Origin of the sequence: Streptomyces lacaronensis (assembly GCF_047337785.1) — a bacterium.
Lineage (GTDB): Bacteria > Actinomycetota > Actinomycetes > Streptomycetales > Streptomycetaceae > Streptomyces > Streptomyces lycopersici.
In genome coordinates this window covers 10444123-10461590 of the sequence record NZ_JBLHDK010000003.1, presented here as the reverse complement: position 1 = coordinate 10461590, position 17468 = coordinate 10444123, and the positions used below count along the sequence as shown (strand labels likewise).

Annotated in this window: 10 protein-coding genes and 1 pseudogene; 4 read left to right on the top strand and 7 right to left on the bottom strand. The window is 73.0% G+C overall.

Annotated elements, in window-relative coordinates; all coding sequences use genetic code 11:
* Entirely contained in the window at window positions 1-1167 is a 1167-nt protein-coding gene (locus ACMTAK_RS45350; protein WP_413811554.1) for a glycosyltransferase family 4 protein, read from the bottom strand.
* Between the two features lie 339 nt (window positions 1168-1506).
* Window positions 1507-2931, bottom strand: a complete 1425-nt coding sequence (locus ACMTAK_RS45345) for a HEAT repeat domain-containing protein (RefSeq protein WP_413811553.1) — start codon at window positions 2929-2931, stop codon at window positions 1507-1509.
* A 314-nt stretch (window positions 2932-3245) separates the two neighbouring features.
* Here ACMTAK_RS45345 and ACMTAK_RS45340 point away from each other — a divergent pair, with 314 nt between their 5' ends.
* Window positions 3246-4835, top strand: a complete 1590-nt coding sequence (locus ACMTAK_RS45340; protein ID WP_413811552.1) for a PP2C family protein-serine/threonine phosphatase — start codon at window positions 3246-3248, stop codon at window positions 4833-4835.
* Window positions 4836-4991: 156 nt separating this feature from the next.
* Here the strand turns inward: ACMTAK_RS45340 and ACMTAK_RS45335 are convergent, their stop codons facing one another.
* Window positions 4992-6500: a DNA-binding protein NsdB gene (locus tag ACMTAK_RS45335; protein ID WP_413811551.1), complete on the bottom strand. Its 1509-nt coding sequence runs from the start codon at window positions 6498-6500 to the stop codon at window positions 4992-4994.
* Between the two features lie 247 nt (window positions 6501-6747).
* Here ACMTAK_RS45335 and ACMTAK_RS45330 point away from each other — a divergent pair, with 247 nt between their 5' ends.
* On the top strand, window positions 6748-7851 hold the full coding sequence (locus ACMTAK_RS45330; RefSeq protein ID WP_413811550.1) for an aminoglycoside phosphotransferase family protein: 1104 nt from the start codon (window positions 6748-6750) through the stop codon (window positions 7849-7851).
* A 168-nt stretch (window positions 7852-8019) separates the two neighbouring features.
* The gene (locus tag ACMTAK_RS45325; protein WP_413811549.1) at window positions 8020-10044 is read left to right on the top strand and encodes an N-acetylmuramoyl-L-alanine amidase; all 2025 of its coding nucleotides are present in this window, start codon (window positions 8020-8022) and stop codon (window positions 10042-10044) included.
* Between the two features lie 107 nt (window positions 10045-10151).
* Here the strand turns inward: ACMTAK_RS45325 and ACMTAK_RS45320 are convergent, their stop codons facing one another.
* Entirely contained in the window at window positions 10152-10652 is a 501-nt protein-coding gene (locus tag ACMTAK_RS45320; protein WP_044579251.1) for a hypothetical protein, read from the bottom strand.
* Window positions 10653-10713: 61 nt separating this feature from the next.
* Window positions 10714-13642: pseudogene (locus ACMTAK_RS45315) on the bottom strand (ATP-binding protein).
* A 252-nt stretch (window positions 13643-13894) separates the two neighbouring features.
* Between ACMTAK_RS45315 and ACMTAK_RS45310 the strand changes: the two are divergent.
* The gene (locus tag ACMTAK_RS45310; RefSeq protein ID WP_413811548.1) at window positions 13895-14995 is read left to right on the top strand and encodes an isoafricanol synthase; all 1101 of its coding nucleotides are present in this window, start codon (window positions 13895-13897) and stop codon (window positions 14993-14995) included.
* 40 nt (window positions 14996-15035) lie between these two features.
* On the opposite strand, the gene ACMTAK_RS45305 is transcribed toward ACMTAK_RS45310, so the two are convergent.
* Window positions 15036-16868, bottom strand: a complete 1833-nt coding sequence (locus tag ACMTAK_RS45305) for an AMP-dependent synthetase/ligase (RefSeq protein ID WP_413811547.1) — start codon at window positions 16866-16868, stop codon at window positions 15036-15038.
* A gap of 342 nt (window positions 16869-17210) precedes the next feature.
* The gene (locus ACMTAK_RS45300; RefSeq protein ID WP_020873530.1) at window positions 17211-17456 is read right to left on the bottom strand and encodes a DUF397 domain-containing protein; all 246 of its coding nucleotides are present in this window, start codon (window positions 17454-17456) and stop codon (window positions 17211-17213) included.
* Window positions 17457-17468: the final 12 nt, after the last annotated feature.

Sequence of the window (17468 nt, the reverse complement as noted above, 5' to 3'; positions counted from 1 at the left end):
TCATGCCGCGACCGCCGTGCGGGCCGCCAGGACCTCGGTGTAGTGATCGATGAGCTGGTCGCCGATCGCCTCCCAGGTGCGGCCCTCGACCGCCTCCCGACCGGCGTGGCCCAGCGCCGCGCGCAGCTTCGCGTCGGCCGCGAGCAGCGAGAGGGCGTCGGTCACCTCGGTCGCGTCCCCGGGCGGCACCAGCAGTCCGGTGCGCCCGTGGTCGATGAGGTCCAGCGGGCCGCCCGCCGCGGGCGCGATCACCGGGACGCCGCTGGCCTGGGCCTCCTGGACGGTCTGACAGAAGGTCTCCTGGGGCCCGGTGTGGGCGAAGACGTCCAGCGAGGCGAAGACGCGGGCCAGGTCGTTCCCGGTGCGGCGGCCGAGGAAGCGGGCCCTCGGCATGGCCGCCCGCAGCGCGGGCTCGCTCGGCCCGTCCCCGACCACGACCACCCGGATGCCGGGGAGCTCGCTCAGCGGCGCGAGCAGCTCGACGTTCTTCTCCGGGGCGAGGCGGCCGATGTATCCGACGATCAGCTCACCGCCGGGGGCGAACGAGCGGCGCAGCTCCGGGTCGCGGCGCGAGGGGTGGAAGCGCTCGGTGTCGACCCCGCGCGGCCACAGCCGGATCCGCGGCACGCCGTGCTCGTCCAGGTCGCGAGCCGCGGCGGTGGAGGGGGCGAGGGTGCGGTCGGCGGCGGTGTGCACGGCGCGGATGCGCCGCCACGCCGCGTTCTCGCCCGCGCCGAGGTAGGTGCGGGCGTAGGAGCCCAGGTCGGTCTGGTAGACGGCCACCGCGGGTATCCGCAGCCGGAGCGCGGCCGTCATCCCGCGCGCGCCCAGGACGAAGGGGCTGGCGAGGTGGACGACATCGCTGCCGTGGGAGGTGATGGCGGCCGCGAGCTTCCGGCTGGGCAGCGCGACCCGCACCTGCGGATAGCCGGGCAGGGGCAGGGACGGGATACGGACGACGGGGTACGGATGCGACCGGTCCATCTCCCCTTGGCTCTCGGGTGGACCGCCGGCCGCGGCGGGCGGTGGGCCTCCGGGGGGACCCGCCGGTGCGATGACCAAGGGGTGATGACCACGGCGGTGGAGGTGGTCCGCGGTCTGCAGCGTGCAGTGAGCGACGCCGTTGATGTCGGGTGGGAAGGATTCAGTCACGATGGCGACACGCATACCGGTGTTGTCGGCGTACGAAGGGTGGCCCCGGCATCGTGAACGTTTCGCGCCGTAGAACGTCCCATGAGCGTTGGCCCTCGCACCCCGAGGGGTCCGCTCGGGGCCCCTGGAGGGATCGCCGCGAACCCGTATGAACCCGCTGGAATCGGCGGCCGATCACTCGGCGTGAATGTTTCGCCGCGAACACCCTGTTCGAGGTGGAGCTGAGATACGGAGGGTGATGAGCCTCTCACCCGTGCCCGGAAAGACGCGCCCGACGCCTTGGGGGTTGCCTGCGCCCGACGCCTTGGGGGTTGCCTGCCCCCGGCGCATACGTCGGGGGCGGCCGGGGAGGGGTCAGAAGCCCGGGGTCTCGGGTCCGATGCGGCTGCGGACCGCCGTCTGCACCTCGGCCTCCTCCGCCGGATCGGCGGCCAGTCGGCGGAGCTGTTCGACGACGCGGGCGTCGGCGGTGGCGGCATGGCGGGCGGCGACTTCGCGGGTGCTCTCCTCGCAGTCCCAGAGGCACTCGACCGCGAAGCCCGCCGCGAAGGACGGATCGGTGGCGGCCAGCGCGCGGGCGGCGCGGCCGCGGAGGTGGGAGGAGGCCGTCTCCCGGTAGATATGGCGCAGTACGGGCGCGGCGCAGGAGATCGTCAGGCGCCCGGCGCCGTCGACGAGCGTCCACAGGGTCTGGGCGTCCGGGCCCTCGGCCCGGACCGTACGGCGGAGTGCGGCGAGCACGAGCGGGGTGTCGTACTGACCGCCGCGGCAGGAGAGCATCGCGGCCGCCGCGTCCCCGAGGGCGTCGGGGCGGTGGGCCCAGACGCGGGCCCGGTCGAGGGCGGCGATACTGCGCATGCGTTCGAAGGCGGAGAGGGCCGCCTGGGAGACCAGCTGTGAGGCGTCCGGCTCGGTCACGGCGGCCTCGATCAGGTCGAGCACCTCGGGGTCGCCGATCTCCGCGAGGTGCCGCAGCGCCGCGGCGCGGGCGGCGTCGGGGGCCGACGCGGCGGCGGCGAGGAGCTCGGGCCGGTCCTCGGGACCGGCGACGGCGGCCAGACAGCGGGCGGCCGCGTCGGGGCGGCGGGCGTCCGGCTTCAGATCGTGCTCCTGCTGGGCCCACAGCAGGATGTCGTGGACGCTCCAGCCGGGGCGCGGCCCCGAGGGCCGCAGCTGGCGCTGCCATCGGTCGAAGGCGCCGCGCTCGGCCGCCGCGCGCACCCGCGGCCCGTGGTCCGGATCGTCGGCCCACAGCCGCCAGGGCCGGGGTTCATAGGCGCCGCGCACCACGGCGGCCAGTTCGGCGTCCCCGTCGGGGGTCCGGGGGAAGTGGGCGAGGATCGCGGGGGCGAGGCCACGCAGCCCGGTGTCGTCGTCGCGCAGGGCCAGCTCGTCGAGGGCCCATTCCCAGTTGCTGCCGGCCGCGGCGTAGCGGCGCAGCAGCCGCAAAGCGTCGGACCTGCCGTAGGCGGCGAGGTGGCCGAGGACGGAGAGGGCGAGCCCGGTGCGCTCCTCGTCGTCGTTGACCAGGTCGTCGGGGTGGAACAGATGCTGTTCGATCTCGTCGAGCCCGGCGTCGAGGTCCAGGCAGAGCCTGGCGTAATAGAGCGAGCGGTTCTCGACCTGCCAGTCACGGCGGGGGTCGCGCAGCACACAGTGGTGCAGTGCCGCGAGCGCCTCGGCCCGCGGCGCGGCGAGGGCGTGCAGGGTCCCGTCGCCGCGGCCTCGCTGCAGGAGGCCGAGCAGGGTGCCGCTGGGCGCTATGTCTGGATCGAACATGAGGTCAGCATCCGGTGCGGGGGGTTCGCTGGCAACGGGATTTCCGTCGATCGGCATTCTTGCCGATGTCCTGCCGCCGTATGCCTGATGAACGGTGCGAGACTGAGGGACTCCCGAGCGCCGCAGCCTACCCGGAATCGCGCCCTCCGCCGATTCCCGCCCGATATGCACCCGGAAGGCCATCGGCATATGCCACAAGCACCACCGGATCGGGTATTGCCAAACCGCTTACGGGATGTCGCAGCCTGTGCAAGAGTCGTTACCGGTCCCTCCCCTCAAGACCCGGCCGCGCCGCGCCCGTATCGGAGAACGTCATGCCGTCCCCCCGCTCCGCGGACCATCCCGCCGTACCGCCTCCCCAGCGTGACACGGTGGACGCCCTCATCTCGCAGACCCAGCGGCTCCGCGGCGGGCTCGACGCCGTCCGCCGCGACACCGCCGCGGACCTGGGCGGTACGGATGACGCGCAGGTGCGCTGGCAGCGCGCGCTGTGCGAGCTCGCCGTCCACCAGCTGGACGATCTTGGCCGGCATCTGGGCGAGCTGCGCGAGGGACTGCCCGCCGATGCCCCCGAGACGGTCGATCCCTCCGAGACCGCCGACCCCGCCGATACGGTCGATCCCGCCGAGAAAGTCGATCCCGCCGAGCCCCCCGTCGATCCCGCGGAGCCTGAGGCCGACGAAGCGACGGCGGGGGCTCCGGCCGGGGGCGAGGCCACCGGTCGTGCCCCCACCGGCCGCGGTTCGCTGCTGAGCCGGGTCGGCAGCGCCGAATGGAACCTCCTCACCGACGAGGTGACCTGGTCCGACGAGCTCTGCCGGATCTTCGGCCGCGACCCCGGGGACGGCGGGCTCACCCTCGACGAGCTGCCCTCCTGGGTCTTCTCCGAGGACCAGCCGATCCTGACCGGGATGGTCACGGACTGTCTGGTGGACGGAAAGCCGATCGACGGCGAGTTCCGTGTCGTGCGCCAGGACGAGGTGGTGCGCACCGTCCATATGGCGGGCGAGCCGGTGCTGGACACCGACGGCAGCACCGCCTCCATGTGGGCCGTGCTCCGGGACGTGAGCGAGCTGCGCCGCAGCGAGCGTGCGGTGCGCGAGAGCCGGGACACATTGCGCCACCAGCGGCGGATCGCCCGGACCGAGCGCCGGCTGGCGGTGGAGGTGCAGGAGGCCGTGCTGCCGCCGTGGCGCGGCTCCCTCAGGCTCCCGGCCCGCGACGGCTTCCCGGGCACCGGTCCGGCGCCCGACGGCGCCGCCCTCGACCTCGCCGCCCACTACCTCCCCTCCGAGTCCAGCGCCCAGATCGGCGGCGACTGGTACGACGCGCTCGAACTCCCCGATGGCCACACCCTGCTGAGCGTCGGCGGCCTCACCGGCCACGGGGTGACCGCGACCTGCGGCATGGCCATGCTGCTGGGCGCCGTGCGCGGCATGGCGGTGGCCGGGATCGAGCCGGGCGCGCTGATGGGGCGGCTCAACCAGTTGCTCACCGTCTCCTCCCAGCCCGCGCTGGTCGGCGCCGTCTGCGCGCGGTACGACCCGCGCACCCGCACCCTGGCGTGGGCGCAGGCCGGACACCCCGCCCCGCTGCTGTTCCGCGACGGGACGGGGCGCCCGCTCCGCTCTCCCGACGGCGTGCTGCTCGGCGCCACGACGGGCGCCGCGTACACCCAGTGCGAGGAGCGGCTGGAGCCGGGCGATCTGCTGGTGCTGCACACCGGACGGCTCGCCCGGGACGCCGAGGGCGCCACCGAGCGGCTGCTCGCGCTCGCGCCACGGCTGACCGCCGCCCATGGCGCGCAGGAGTGCGTACGGACGGTGGCCGAGGCGTTCGGCGACGAGCCGCGCGAGAACGACGCCTGTGTGCTGATCGCCAGGGTCACCGGCGCCCGCGCATGACGCGGCGCTCCGCGTCGGCGTGACACGATGAACGGCCCCTCGTAGGGCGCTGACCCCGCGTAGGACGTCGGCCCTTCGTACGGCGTCGACCCCGCGTAAGGCGTTGACCCCGCGTGCTGCCCCTCGTCATGCCCTTCGTACGGCGTGGTCCGGTCGCTAGACGGCCGCGCTCTTGGCGATGGAGCCGGGCCCTTTCAGCCCCGTGCCGCCCTTCCCCGCGCCTCCCTTCGGCATCACCTGCTGGATCTCCTCGCGCAGCTCCCGGATGGCCGGTGACGTGCCGTACCGCCCGGTGAGCCGGTACATCTCGCGCAGCCGGTCCCAGGTGCGGTGCGAGGAGTTCTGCTCGATCGTCAGCAGCGCCATCCGGGCATAGCGGTCGGCCTGCTCGGGATCGCCGCCGAGGAAACAGGCCGAGGCGATGGAGATGTGGTCGAAGATCTGGGACCGCTGGCGCCCGCCCTCCCGCATCCGCAGTGCCTTCTTGGCATGGCTCTGGGCGATCCCCGCCGCCCCCGGCTCATGTTCCGCCAGGGTGCGGTAGACCAGCCCCTGCATGCCGTGCAGATCGGCCTCGTTGAACAACTGCATCCAGCTCGGCGCCGGCCCGTCGTCCCGGTCCGCGACGAACAGCTCCTCCGCCTCGCCCAGGGCACGCCGCACCGCCTGGCCATTGCCCTTGGACGCCTGCGCCCATGCCTCGATGGTGCAGAACATGGACCGGGTGCGCGGCAGCGCCGCCTCGCCCGCACCGGACTTGGCCAGCCTCATCAGCTCCAGGGCGTCGTCCGGTCGGCCGAGGTGCACCATCTGCCGGGCGGCCCGGGAGAGCGCCTCGCTCGCCCGGGGCCGGTCGCCGCCCTCGCGGGCCGCGTGGGCGGCGATGACGAAGTACTTCTGGGCGGTCGGCTCCAGGCCCACGTCATGGGACATCCAGCCGGCGAGGACGGCCAGATTGGCCGCCACCCCCCACAGTCTGCGCTGCAGGTGCTCGGGGTGGCGATAGGCGAGCATGCCGCCCACCTCGTTGAGCTGGCCCACCACCGCCTTGCGCTGGAGCCCGCCGCCGCGGGCCGCGTCCCAGGCGCGGAAGACCTCGACCGAGGTCTCCAGGGCGTCGATCTCCTGGGAGCCCACGGGGGCGGCCTCGTAGCGGTCGAAGCCCACGGGCTCGACGGAGAGGGGATTGTCGGTACGGGGCGCGTCGGTGGCGAGGGTGGGGTCGGAGAGCAGAAAGTCGCTCATGGCACCGGTGATGGCGGATCCCGCGGCGAGCGCGGCACCCGCACCCACCAAGCCGCGTCGGTTGAACATAAGGTCCATTCCCGTGAATTCGGTGAGGACCGCGGCCGTGGACTCGGGCGGCCAGAGCAGCCCGTCGCCGGACTGCCCCTTTCCCGCGCGCCCCCCTCGTCCGAACCCGAGATCCTCGATGGTCACGACTCGACCGAGGCGCTCGGTGAACAGGGCCGCCAGCACCTTGGGCACGGGATCGCGCGGCGTCTCGCCGGTGTCGATCCAACGCCGCACCCGCGAGGTGTCGGTCGCCAGCTGCGGATGGCCCATGGCCGCCGCCTTCCGGTTCACGAGCCTCGCGAGCTCCCCCTTGGACCAGCCGGCGAGGCCGAACAGGTCCGCAAGACGGGTGTTGGGTTCCCTCGTCACGTCAAGCCCCCAGGTTCCTCGGCTGACTTGACAGTAACGGTCCCGTCACGAGCCGTGCGACTATTCGCCAGGGTTCGCCAGGGTCCGCCAGATGGTGTGCCACCCGCACAGGGGTGTGATGTAGGAGTGCGTTACCCGGCCCGGTGGCGGCTCGAGTTCGACCGAACCGCATTCCCCAGGGTGCGGTCCCGCCCCGGGGCCGGGTGCGTACGCAATTCGTCGGCACACGAAGGGATCTGTCTCGCCCATGTACGCAGCATCGTCCTCCGTGTCCGCCCCGCCCCGGCCGTACCGGCGGCAGCTGCCCGGCAATGGGCCGTACCTCGATCCCGCCCCCGGCGGCCGGGCCCGGCGGACCGCCGCCCTCGGCAGCGTGCCGCCCCGCGGGAGACTCGACTTGTCCGGTCCACAGGGTGCGCAGCTGCGCACCGCGATCACCTCGGTCCACCGCATCTGTCCGGAGTTCAACCCGGTGCAGGTGCTGCGGCGCAGCGGCCGGTCCGTGCTCCTGATCGGGGCGACCGGGCGCAGCACCGCGGTGGCCAAGTGCCTGCTGGACCACTCCCCCGCGTGGGCCGAGCGGTTCCGCCGGGAAATAGCGATGTACCGGGCGTTCGTCCGCCAGCGCCCACCGGTGCGGGTGCCCCGGCTGATCGCCGCGGACCCGGACAACTGCGCGCTGGTCATCGAGCGGATGCCCGGGCGGATCGCGGCCGCGCAGCGCCACCCCACCGAGCCCCCGCCGCGTGCCGATCTGGGCGCGGTGCTGGGCGCCATCCGCCGGATCAACCAGTGGCGGCCGCCCGCCGATCTGTTCGACGCCCCCATCGACTACGCCGCCCGGCTGGCCCGCTATCACGAGCTCGGGCTGCTGACCGACCGGGACATGGGCGATCTGCAGAAGCTGCTGCGCGGCGTCTCACACGCCTGCGGGCGGCAGACCCCGGTGCAGTTCTGCCATGGCGACGCCCTGTTGAACAACGTCCTGCTGTCCCCCTCGGGTCCGGTGCTCCTCGACTGGGACCACGCGGGCTGGTATCTGCCCGGCTATGACCTGGCCACGCTGTGGACGGTGCTGGGCGACGCCCCTGTCACCCGGCGCCAGATCAGCCAGTTGGCGCAGGCCGCCGGTCCGGCCGCGCGAGACTCCTTCCTGGTGAATCTGATGCTGGTGCTGACGCGGGAAATCCGGCAGTACGAGACCGCGGTGCAGCGCACCATGCACGATCCCGCCCCCGTGGTGCCGGGCGCGGTGCCGGCCGGTGAGGAGCAGCGGCTGCTGCTGCGTCGGCTGCACGACGACTGCGCGCTGGCCCGGCGCGCGGTGCGGGCGGCGGTCGGCACCCGCTGAGCGGAGGCGGGGTGGCGGCCACCTGGCGCGTCACCGGTCTGGACCGGTGACGCGCCGCAGGCGGGTGGACATGCGAACGCCCGTCCGGGTGACGGCGATTGACGCCACGCCTGGCAGCGCATATCTCTAAGTGGCTCGGCTCGGCCCGGCCCGCTTGAGGAGGCTGCAATGCCAGGATCCGCACAGGACAGCGCCCACGACGCGCACAGAAACCCGTCCGGCCCCACCCGGAGAACCACGCTGCGGACCGCGGGAGCCGCGGCGTCCGCCGCCGTTCTGCTCCCGCTGGTCTCCGCCACCCCCGCCGCCCAGGCCGACCAGCGCCGGGCCGATGCACCTGGTGCCGACGGCGGGGCCCTGCAGCGCGCCTTCGCGGCCGCCGCCGCCGAGTACGGCGTTCCGCTGAGCGTGCTCCTTGGCGTGTCATATCTCCAGTCGCGCTGGGACGGCCATGGTGGCGCGCCCAGCGTCACCGGCGGCTACGGCCCCATGCACCTCACCGACGCCCACACCGCCCTGCTCACCGCCCCGCACCACAGCCAGGGCACCGAGGACGCGCGTGGCGATCTGGCCCGGCCGCTGAGGGTCCCCAAGGCCACCGTTCCCCAGCCCCGGCAGCTGCCCGCCCGGCTGCGCACCCTCAGCCGCGCCGCGGACCTCACCGGGCTGTCCGCGGAGGCGCTGCGCGGCGACGAGAGCGCCAATGTACGCGGTGGCGCGGCGCTGCTGGCCGCCGCGCAGAAGCGGCTGGGGCTGCCGCCGAGCGAGGATCCCGCCGACTGGTACGCGGCGGTGGCGGCCTACTCCGGTGCCGATGACGCCGCGGCCGCGGCCTTCTTCGCCGACGAGGTGTACGGGGTGATCCGCGGCGGTGCCGCGCGGACGACCGCCGACGGCGAGCGGGTCTCCCTCGACGCGGCCCCCGATGTCGCCCCGGACACCCGGCAGCTGCGTACGCTCGGTCTGCCGTCCCGGGCGCGGGATCCGCGGGTCGAGGCCCCCAAGGACGTGTCCTGCGAGTGGATCCCGGCGCCCTACGAGGAGTTCGGGGACGGCGACTACGGCAACCACGACCTGGGCGACCGCCCCTCCTCGCAGTCCGTCGACTACATCGTCATCCATGACACCGAGGGCTCCTGGGACACCACCATCAAGCTGGTCCAGGACCCCACCTATGTGTCCTGGCAATACACCCTGCGCTCCTCCGACGGGCATATCGCCCAGCATGTGCCGCTCAAGGACGTCGCCTGGCACGCGGGCAACTGGTACGTCAACGCCAAGTCCATCGGCCTGGAGCACGAGGGGTTCCTGACCGCCCCGGACGCCTGGTACACGGAGGCGATGTACCGATCCTCGGCACGGCTGGTGCGCTATCTCGCCAAGCGGTTCGACATCTCCCTGGACCGCCAGCACATCCTGGGCCATGACAATGTGCCGGGCACCACCACCTCCACCATCAAGGGCATGCACACCGACCCCGGCCCCTACTGGGACTGGGCGCACTACTTCACCCTGCTCGGCGCCCCCTTCCAGCGCACCGTGGGCTCCTCCGGCGGCCTGGTCACCATCCGCCCCGACTACGACACCAACCGGCCCGTCTACACCGACTGCGAGACGGCGGGCGAGGCCTGCGCCCCGCACGGCTCGTCCGCGGTGCGGCTGCACACCGCGCCGAGCGCGGACGCCCCGCTGGTCAAGGACATCGGGCTGCGCCCGGACGGCTCGGACTCCACGACCGGGGTGAACGACACCGGCGCCCGCGCCACCACCGGGCAGCGGTTCGCGGTCGCGGGGCACGAGGGCGACTGGACGGCGATCTGGTACCTCGGCCAGCGGGCCTGGTTCCAGAACCCCAAGCGGCGGCCGACGGCGGTGGGCGCCGAGGGGCTCGTGGTGACGCCCAAGGCCGGGGCCGCGGAGGTTCCGGTGTACGGCCGCGCCTATCCGGAGAAGGAGGCGTATCCGGATGGTGTGCCGGTGCAGGCGGTCTCGCCGCTGCCGTACAAGCTGCTCGCCGGGCAGTCCTATCCGCTGGGGCTCAGAGTGCGGGGCGAGTATCTGTGGGCCACCACCTTCGATCCGGCCGGTCACAAGGTGGTGCGCGGCCAGGATGTGTACTACCAGATCCAGTTCGGGCACCGGGTGGCGTTCGTCCGGGCCGCCGATGTGACGGTCCGGCGCTCGGGGAAGTGAGTCTGATGGGCCGTCAGTCCGCCGCGTAGAGCGGGCCGCCGGGGGCCGTGAGCGACCGTACGGGCGTCTCACGGCCCCGGGCGAAGGTCTCCCCCGGCGAAGGTCTTTCAGCGCTGCTGGAACATCTCCGCGGGCAGCGGCTTGAGCAGCCGGTACAGATCGTCGGTGATCGGCCGGTCCCAGCTGGCGATGGTGACGAGCACACCGTCGCTGCGGTCGAACTGGGCGCAGGAGATCCGGCCCTCGGAGAACTTGATCCGGCGGACGATGAGCAGATTGTCCTCGTGCATGACCGGGCTGTCCTCGGTGTCCACCACCTGAACCGGCTCATCGTTCCCCAGCGCCGCCAGCAGCTGGGTCACCTCGAACGGCGGCTGGCCCTCGGCAACCTCCCGGGCCGGGGAGCCCTCGGGCAGATTGCCGATGATCATCGCCGGGCCGCGGCCGCCGAACAGGTCGTAGCGCAGGAAGACGCCCTGGCAGGTGCCGTCCGGGGCGGGCAGCAGCCCCGCCCCGAGGTCGCCGGGCCAGTCTCCCGGATCCATGGCGAGGACGTCGAAGTCCGGCCCGGTGGGCGTGGCGGCGCTGCGGCGGCGGAGGAAGGACATGCGGACATGGTACGTGGCCGCGCGCCGGTTGCCGTGCCGGGGAGCGGCCGGGCCGCACCCCTCATTCGGGGTCGGGCGCCGGTCGCTGCGGAAGGCCGACCGTGGGGGTGATGAGCCGCTTGGCCAGCCCGGCCCGGTCGGTGCCGACCTTACGGTAGACATCGGAGAGCAGCCGGGCGACCTCGCGCTCCCTGAGCCCCGTGACCTCACCGATCCGGGCGTCCGACCAGCCCTCGGCGGCCCGCTCGGCGACGACCTGCTCCTGCGAGGTCAGCGGGCTGGTGTGATCGACGCGCAGCTGCATGGGGCGCAGCCCGGCGGCGGACAGCTCGTCGCGGGCCCGGGCCGCGAGCGCGTCGGCACCGCAGCGCACCGCTCCCTCCAGACCGCGGTAGAGCCGGTCGCCGGCCTCCTGGGGCAGGCCGATGCGGCGCAGCGCGGCGCCGTGGTCGACCAGCGCCACGGCCAGGTCGTAGGCGGCAGGTGACCGCATCAGATGGCTGACGGCCTCGGCCAGCAGCTTGATCCGGTCCGGCCCCTGGGTCACGGTGGCGGCGGTGTGCAGCGCCTTGCCGATGGCGGAGTGGGTGCCGAACTGACGGGCGCGGCGCACCGCGTCGTCGGCGACCTCGACGGCCTGCCGGGGATCGGTCAGCGCGAGGGCCTGGGCGAGATGGGGCTGCCAGGGGCACCAGGCGGGGTTGCGCATACCGCGCCCGTCCATGCGGCGGCCGACCTCGGTGAGCTGGCTCCGGGCCTCGCGGTGGAGGTTGGCGGCCAGCAGCAGCTCACCGCGGACCGACGGGACATCGGGGCAGAGCGTGGCCTGTGGCAGGGTCTCGCCGCTGTGGCGGGCCGCGAACTCCTGAGCCTCCTGGACCCGGCCCCGGCAGATCAGCGTTCCGATGAGGGTGCCGACCGCGGTCCAGTGGGCGGGTGTCGAGGAGCCCACCAGATCGGCGATCCGCATCCCCTCACGGGCCAGCTCCTCCGCCTCGCCGAGGGCGCCGCGGCGCAACCGGGCGTAGCCGAGGAGGGTGAAGCCGAACGCCAGGTGGGAGCCGCGCCAGCCCTTGCGCTCGCATTCGGCGATGCCCTTGTTGAACAGCTCCTCGGCGCGTCCGGGCTGGTCGCAGTGGAGGAAGACCAGGGCGACACAGGATGGGCACCTCGAAGCCCCAGTCGTCATCGGTCCAGCTGAGGCCGTCGCCGAGGGCTTCTTCCGCGTAGTGCAGGGCGGTGGCGACCGGTTCCCCGCGCGTCATCGCGTCCCAGGCGCGCAGCCCCATCAGATAGCGCTCGGCCATGCCGCGGCCGGTGAGGTGGTCCGCGAGCCGGGCGAGCCGCCGGGAGCGGGCGGGCGACTCCTTCTCGTCGGCGCGGAACATGTTCCACATCAGCTGCTCGGTCTGCATCCGCAGCCGGGTGCGGGCACTGGTGGCCCGCCCGACCTCGTCGGCGAAGACCTGGGCGGCCTCCTCCATCCGGCCGCTGTGGCCGTACGCCTGGGCGAGCCGATAGGTGATCGCCTCGCGCAGCTCGGGGCCGAGCGCGGGCTCCTCGAGCGCGGCCCGCAGATGGTTGACGGTGACGTCGGGCTCGGTGAGCTGGGCGGCGCAGCCCAGCTCGTACAGCACGGCGGCGCGCTCCTCCAGGGCGGGCGGTTCGCGCAGGGCCCGGGCCAGACAGCGGCGCCCGGCGTCGGGGGCTCCGGCGCGCAGATACTCCCGGGCGGCCGCCCGCAGATGGCGCACCACCCAGGGGTCGCCCTCGGGGTGCATCTCCAGCAGATGCCGGCCGGCGGCCGCGGAGCCCAGACCCGCGCCGAGCACCACGGTGGCGGCCTGACCGTGCATGGCCACCCGCAGGGCACCGGGGATGGCCTGGTAGACGGCGGTGGCGATGAGCGGGTGGAGGTACTCCAGGGGCCGGGTGCCGTTTCCGGGGCGCGGCGGGGCCAGGATCCGCGCGTCGACGAGCCGGGCCACCATGTCGGCGGCCTCGGTCCCGCTGAGCCCGGCGACATCGGCGGTCAGCGCCGGGGTGGCCTCGATGCCGAGTACGGCGACGGCCCAGGCGAGGCGGACGGCGGCGGTGCCGAGGCGGGTCAGCCGATCGTTGAGCCCGCTGTCCTTGGCCGAGGAGACCAGCTCGCGCAGCGCGGGCAGGTTCTCCGACTGCGGTTTCAGCCGGCGGTCGCGGATCTTGGCGGTGAGCTCGGTGACCTCCCAGGGGTTGCCGCCGGTCATCGCCCAGCACTCGCGGCAGAACGCCTCGTCGGCGTGGTCCCCGAGGACCTCACGGACGATCCTGCCGACTCCGCCCGGGGTGAGGGGCGCCAGCACATGGGGCCGCGATCCCTGGCGCTCGGCCAGAGTCCGTATCGCGGCGACGTCGGCGGTCAGATCCTCCGGGCGGTAGCCGACGGCGAGCAGCAGGGGCAGGTCGGCGGCGCGCGGTGCGAACCGGGTCAGCCAGTCCAGCGATTCGGGGTCGGCCCAGTGGACATCGTCGAGGATCATGACGACCGGGGCGTGCTCCACGGCGAAGCGGGTCACCAGCCAGTCGAGGCCGTCGCGGACGCCCTGCGGATCGGGTGCGCCGCCATGACCCGAGACCACCAGGCCGACCGCGGGCGCGACGATCTCGTACCAGCCGCCGAGGATCCTGCGGTGCTCGTCCTCGTCGGTCTCCGCGAGCACCGGCTGGAAGAGCTGGCGCACCACATGGAAGGCCGCGCCCTGTTCGTGCTCGCCGCCGCGGGCCCGGAGCACGGTGCAGCCGCGCGCGGCGGCCCGCCGGCGCGCCTCGCCGAGCAGCGCGGTCTTGCCGACGCCGCCGGGCCCCTCGAAGGCGATCACTCCACCGCCGCGGGTCCCGGCCCCGTCGGCGGGATCCGTGCCGCACAGTTCGGTCAGCGCGGCGTCCACCGCGCGCAGCTCGCGCTCCCGCTCCAGCAGTGTCCGACGCGTCCGGTTCTGTTGGCTCATGTACTCCGCCACGTTGCTTCCCCTCCGGCAGGTGACGCCGAGCGTAGCGCGAATGGCACGCTGCGTAGCTCCTCCATGGAGGGATTTCCGCCGGGCATTGCCAGTGGCACACGCCAATTCACCACCTCCTCTATCGATGCCACGTTCCGCACGCGAGGATGACCGGATTCAACGGGTTGGCCAGATACCGCTTTCGCCTGTGGTATATGCGGGCTCGGGTTGCCCGAACGACGAAGGGGGCGGACACGACTCATGCATACGCACGCCGCGCGACCACACGCCCGTCGGACGGCACTGCTGCGCCGGGCGGCCCTGTTCGGCTTTCCGGCCTCCGCGGACCTCAATCCCGGCACCGAGGCGGCCAGGCACCACACCATCCAATGGCTCTCGCGGTTCGGCGTCTTCCAGGACCCCGCGTCCGTCGCGGAGTACGACGCGCTCCGCTTCGACGTGCTGGCGGGGCTGTTCTACCCCCGGGCGACCGGCGCCGACCTGAACCTGGGCAGTGACCTCGTGGGCTGGTACTTCGTCTTCGACGATCAGTTCGACGGGGAGCTGGGCAGCCGTCCGGAGGCGGTGGCGCGGCTGGTGGCGGACGTCGTGCGGATCAGCGACGAGGACCTGGCGCACGGCAGGGCGGGCGGCGGCGACGGGCCGCTCCTGGAGAGCTTCCGCGACCTGTGGCGCCGCATCAACTCCGGACGGCCTCAGGTGTGGCGGGACCGCTTCCGCCACCACTGGCTTGAGTACCTGCACTCCTACCACCGTGAGGCCCTGGAGCGGACCGGCGCCCTGCCCGGGGCCTGCGGCGCGGACGCGCCGCGCACGGTGGAGGACGTGCTGGCACTGCGGCGTCACTCGATAGGCGTACAGCCCTGTCTCGATCTGAACGAGCCGTTCGGCGGCTACACCCTGCCGCCCGCGCTGCACGGCGGCTTCCCGCTGGCCCGGATGCGGGAGGCTACGGACGATGTGGTGGTCTTCACCAATGACATCGCCTCCCTGGACAAGGAGCTGGCCGTCGGTGACGTCCACAACAGCGTCATCATCCAGTGGGAGCGCGCGGGTGGTGAACTGGAGGACGCGGTACGCCATATCGCCGACCTGGCCAATGCCCGGTACGGCTGGTTCGAGGAGACCGCGGCCGGGCTGCCCGCGCAGCTCGCCGAGGCGGGGGCCGACCCGGACACCCACCGCGCCGTGGCGCGCTATGTGGACGGCATGCGGCATGTGATGACGGGCAATCTGGGCTGGTCGCTGCGTACGGCCCGGTACGACGAGCAGGGCACCGAGGCGGTCAGCGGGGGGCGGCAGCGGCCCTGGGCCCAGCTGACCGGCGCTCAGTCGGGGTAGGCCGCTCGACCGCTCAACCGGCGTGGCGCCGCTCGATCGCTCAGTTCGCGTAGAGCTGCTCGATCTGCGCGGCGCAGAGCTTGTAGACCGCGTCGCGCCGCAGTTTGAGCGAGGGCGTCAACAGTCCGTCCTCCGCGGTGAATTCCTTCGGGAGGATGCGGAAGGCCCTGATCGACTCCGCCCTGGACACCGAGAGGTTCGCCGTGGAGACCGCCTGCTGGATCTCCGCGCGCAGCGCCGTGTTCGCCGACGCGTGCTCCCGGCCGACCGGGAGCCGCGCGCCGACCACCTGGTGCCAGCGCCTCAGCATCTCGGCGTCCAGGGTGATCAGCGCCCCGACGAAGGGGCGGTTGTCGCCCACCAGGACGCACTGCGAGATCAGCGGATGCGCCCGCAGGCGCTCCTCCAGCAGCAGCGGGGAGACGCTCTTGCCGCCACTGGTGATGATGATGTCCTTCTTACGGCCGGTGATGGTCAGATAGCCCTCCCCGTCGAGGAATCCGACGTCTCCGGTGCGCAGCCAGCCGTCCGCCAGCGCGGCACCGGTGGCCTTCGGATCGTCCACATAGCCCGCGAAGACGGTCCCGCCGCGCACCCATACCTCGCCGTCCGGCGCGATGCGCACCGCCGTACCCGGCATCGGGCGGCCCACGGTGCCGTGCCGGGGGCGGCCGGGCGGCTGCGCGGTGACGGCGGCGGTGGTCTCGGTAAGGCCGTAGCCGTTGTAGACGGTGATCCCGGCGCCGGCGAACATCAGCCCCAGCTCCCGGCTGAACGGTGATCCGCCGGTGACCGCGTAGCGCACCCGGCCGCCCAGGACGGCTCTCAGCCGCCGGTAGACCATGTGGTCGAAGACGGCGTGGGCGGCCCTGAGCCCGGGGCCCGGCCCCTTCCCCGCGCCCTGTGTCTGCTGCTCGACCGCGGCGGCGTAGCGCACCGCCGTGTCCATGGCCCGCTCGAAGAGGGAGCCCTTGCCCGCGTCCTGGGCGGCGGTCCGGGCGGCCCCGAGGATCCGCTCGAAGATGTAGGGCACCGCGAAGACGCAGGTCGGGTGGAAGGACTGGAAGGACGGCAGCAGCGAGGACGGGCTGAGCTCGGGCTCGTGCCCCATGAGGATGCCGCTGCGCACACAGAGCACTTGGACCATCAGTCCGTAGATGTGCGCCAGCGGGAGGAAGGCGAGGATGGCGGGCCGCTGCCCTGGCTCGGCGAAGAGCCCGCTCCAGCCCGCGAACAGGGTGTCGCACTCGGCGGCGAGATTGGCGTGGGTGATCATGCATCCCAGGGGCCGTCCGGTGGTGCCCGAGGTGTAGCAGATGACCGCCGTGGAGCGCGGTTCGACGAGCCAGCGCCGCTCGGTGACCAGTTCGTCGTGGACCCCGGCGCCGCGCCGCCACAGCTCCGTTACGCACCCCTGGTCCATCTGCCAGATGGAGCGCAGCGCGGGAAGGCCGTCGCAGACGGCGCCGACGGTCATGGCGTCGTCCTCGCCCTCGACCACCACGGCCACGGCCCGCGTCTGGGCCAGGATCCAGCCCACCTGTTCGGCCGAGGAGGTGGGGTAGACGGTCACCACCTGGGCGCCGACGGACCACAGGGCGTAGCTGAACAGCGTCCACTCGTAGCGCGTCCGGGCCATCAGAGCCACCCGGTCCCCGAACCGCACTCCCTCGGCCAGCAGGCCCTTCGCCAGCGCCAGGACCTCGTCCCGGAAGGCCGCGGCGGTCACCGGAGTCCACCGGCCGCGGTCGGTGGCGTCGCGCCGGGCGAGCTGGATCCTGTCCGGTTCGCGGACCGCCAGCTCGTACACCGAGTCCGCGAGTCCGCCCGCGCGCAGTGGTTCCACCATCTGAGGGAGACTGAATTCGCGCACGACACCCCTTTTTCAGCCGACTTTCCGCCCCGCACAACGGGGAGTGGGAGGGAAAACTACCTCCCGGGGCCGGGACTGCATAGAGCGTGGACGATTCTGTTCCCGCCCATGGAGACCCGGCGCGACCTGCCGGTGTTACCGTGAGTCACGATCACATTTCGGGATGAGGTGTGAGGGGGTCATGAAGCCACGATGAACTCACGGGAAATGGGCCCGGAGACCCCCGCCCCGCGATATGAGGCCCCATCAGGCCGCTGCGCGTTCTGATCCTGGCCGATAACACACTACGGGGCGGGCCATCCGGTCCGGCCGGATCCGCCCGCCCCGATCAGCCTCCCCGGTTCAGGTGAGGTCGAACTCGCCCTCGCGCGCGCCCAGGACGAAGGCGCGCCACTCGGCCGGGGTGAAGATCAGCGCCGGGCCCTCGGGGCGGCGGCCGTGGCGCATCGCGATGAATCCCTCGATGAAGGCGATCTCCACATCGCCCACGCCCTGGCTGCTCGACTGCCACTGGGCGCCCGAGAGGTCGAGTTCGGGCTTCTCGCCGCTTCCTGTCAGTGGCTGTTCGGTGGTGGTGGTATCGGCCACGTCAGCTCATTC

Bases quoted from the DNA above. Each gene is read 5' to 3' on its own strand.
- ACMTAK_RS45345 (WP_413811553.1), bottom strand. From the start codon at position 2,931: ATGTTCGATCCAGACATAGCGCCCAGCGGCACCCTGCTCGGCCTCCTG.
- ACMTAK_RS45330 (WP_413811550.1), top strand. From the start codon at position 6,748: ATGTACGCAGCATCGTCCTCCGTGTCCGCCCCGCCCCGGCCGTACCGG.
- ACMTAK_RS45325 (WP_413811549.1), top strand. From the start codon at position 8,020: ATGCCAGGATCCGCACAGGACAGCGCCCACGACGCGCACAGAAACCCG.
- ACMTAK_RS45310 (WP_413811548.1), top strand. From the start codon at position 13,895: ATGCATACGCACGCCGCGCGACCACACGCCCGTCGGACGGCACTGCTG.
- ACMTAK_RS45320 (WP_044579251.1), bottom strand. From the start codon at position 10,652: ATGTCCTTCCTCCGCCGCCGCAGCGCCGCCACGCCCACCGGGCCGGAC.
- ACMTAK_RS45340 (WP_413811552.1), top strand. From the start codon at position 3,246: ATGCCGTCCCCCCGCTCCGCGGACCATCCCGCCGTACCGCCTCCCCAG.
- ACMTAK_RS45350 (WP_413811554.1), bottom strand. From the start codon at position 1,167: ATGCGTGTCGCCATCGTGACTGAATCCTTCCCACCCGACATCAACGGC.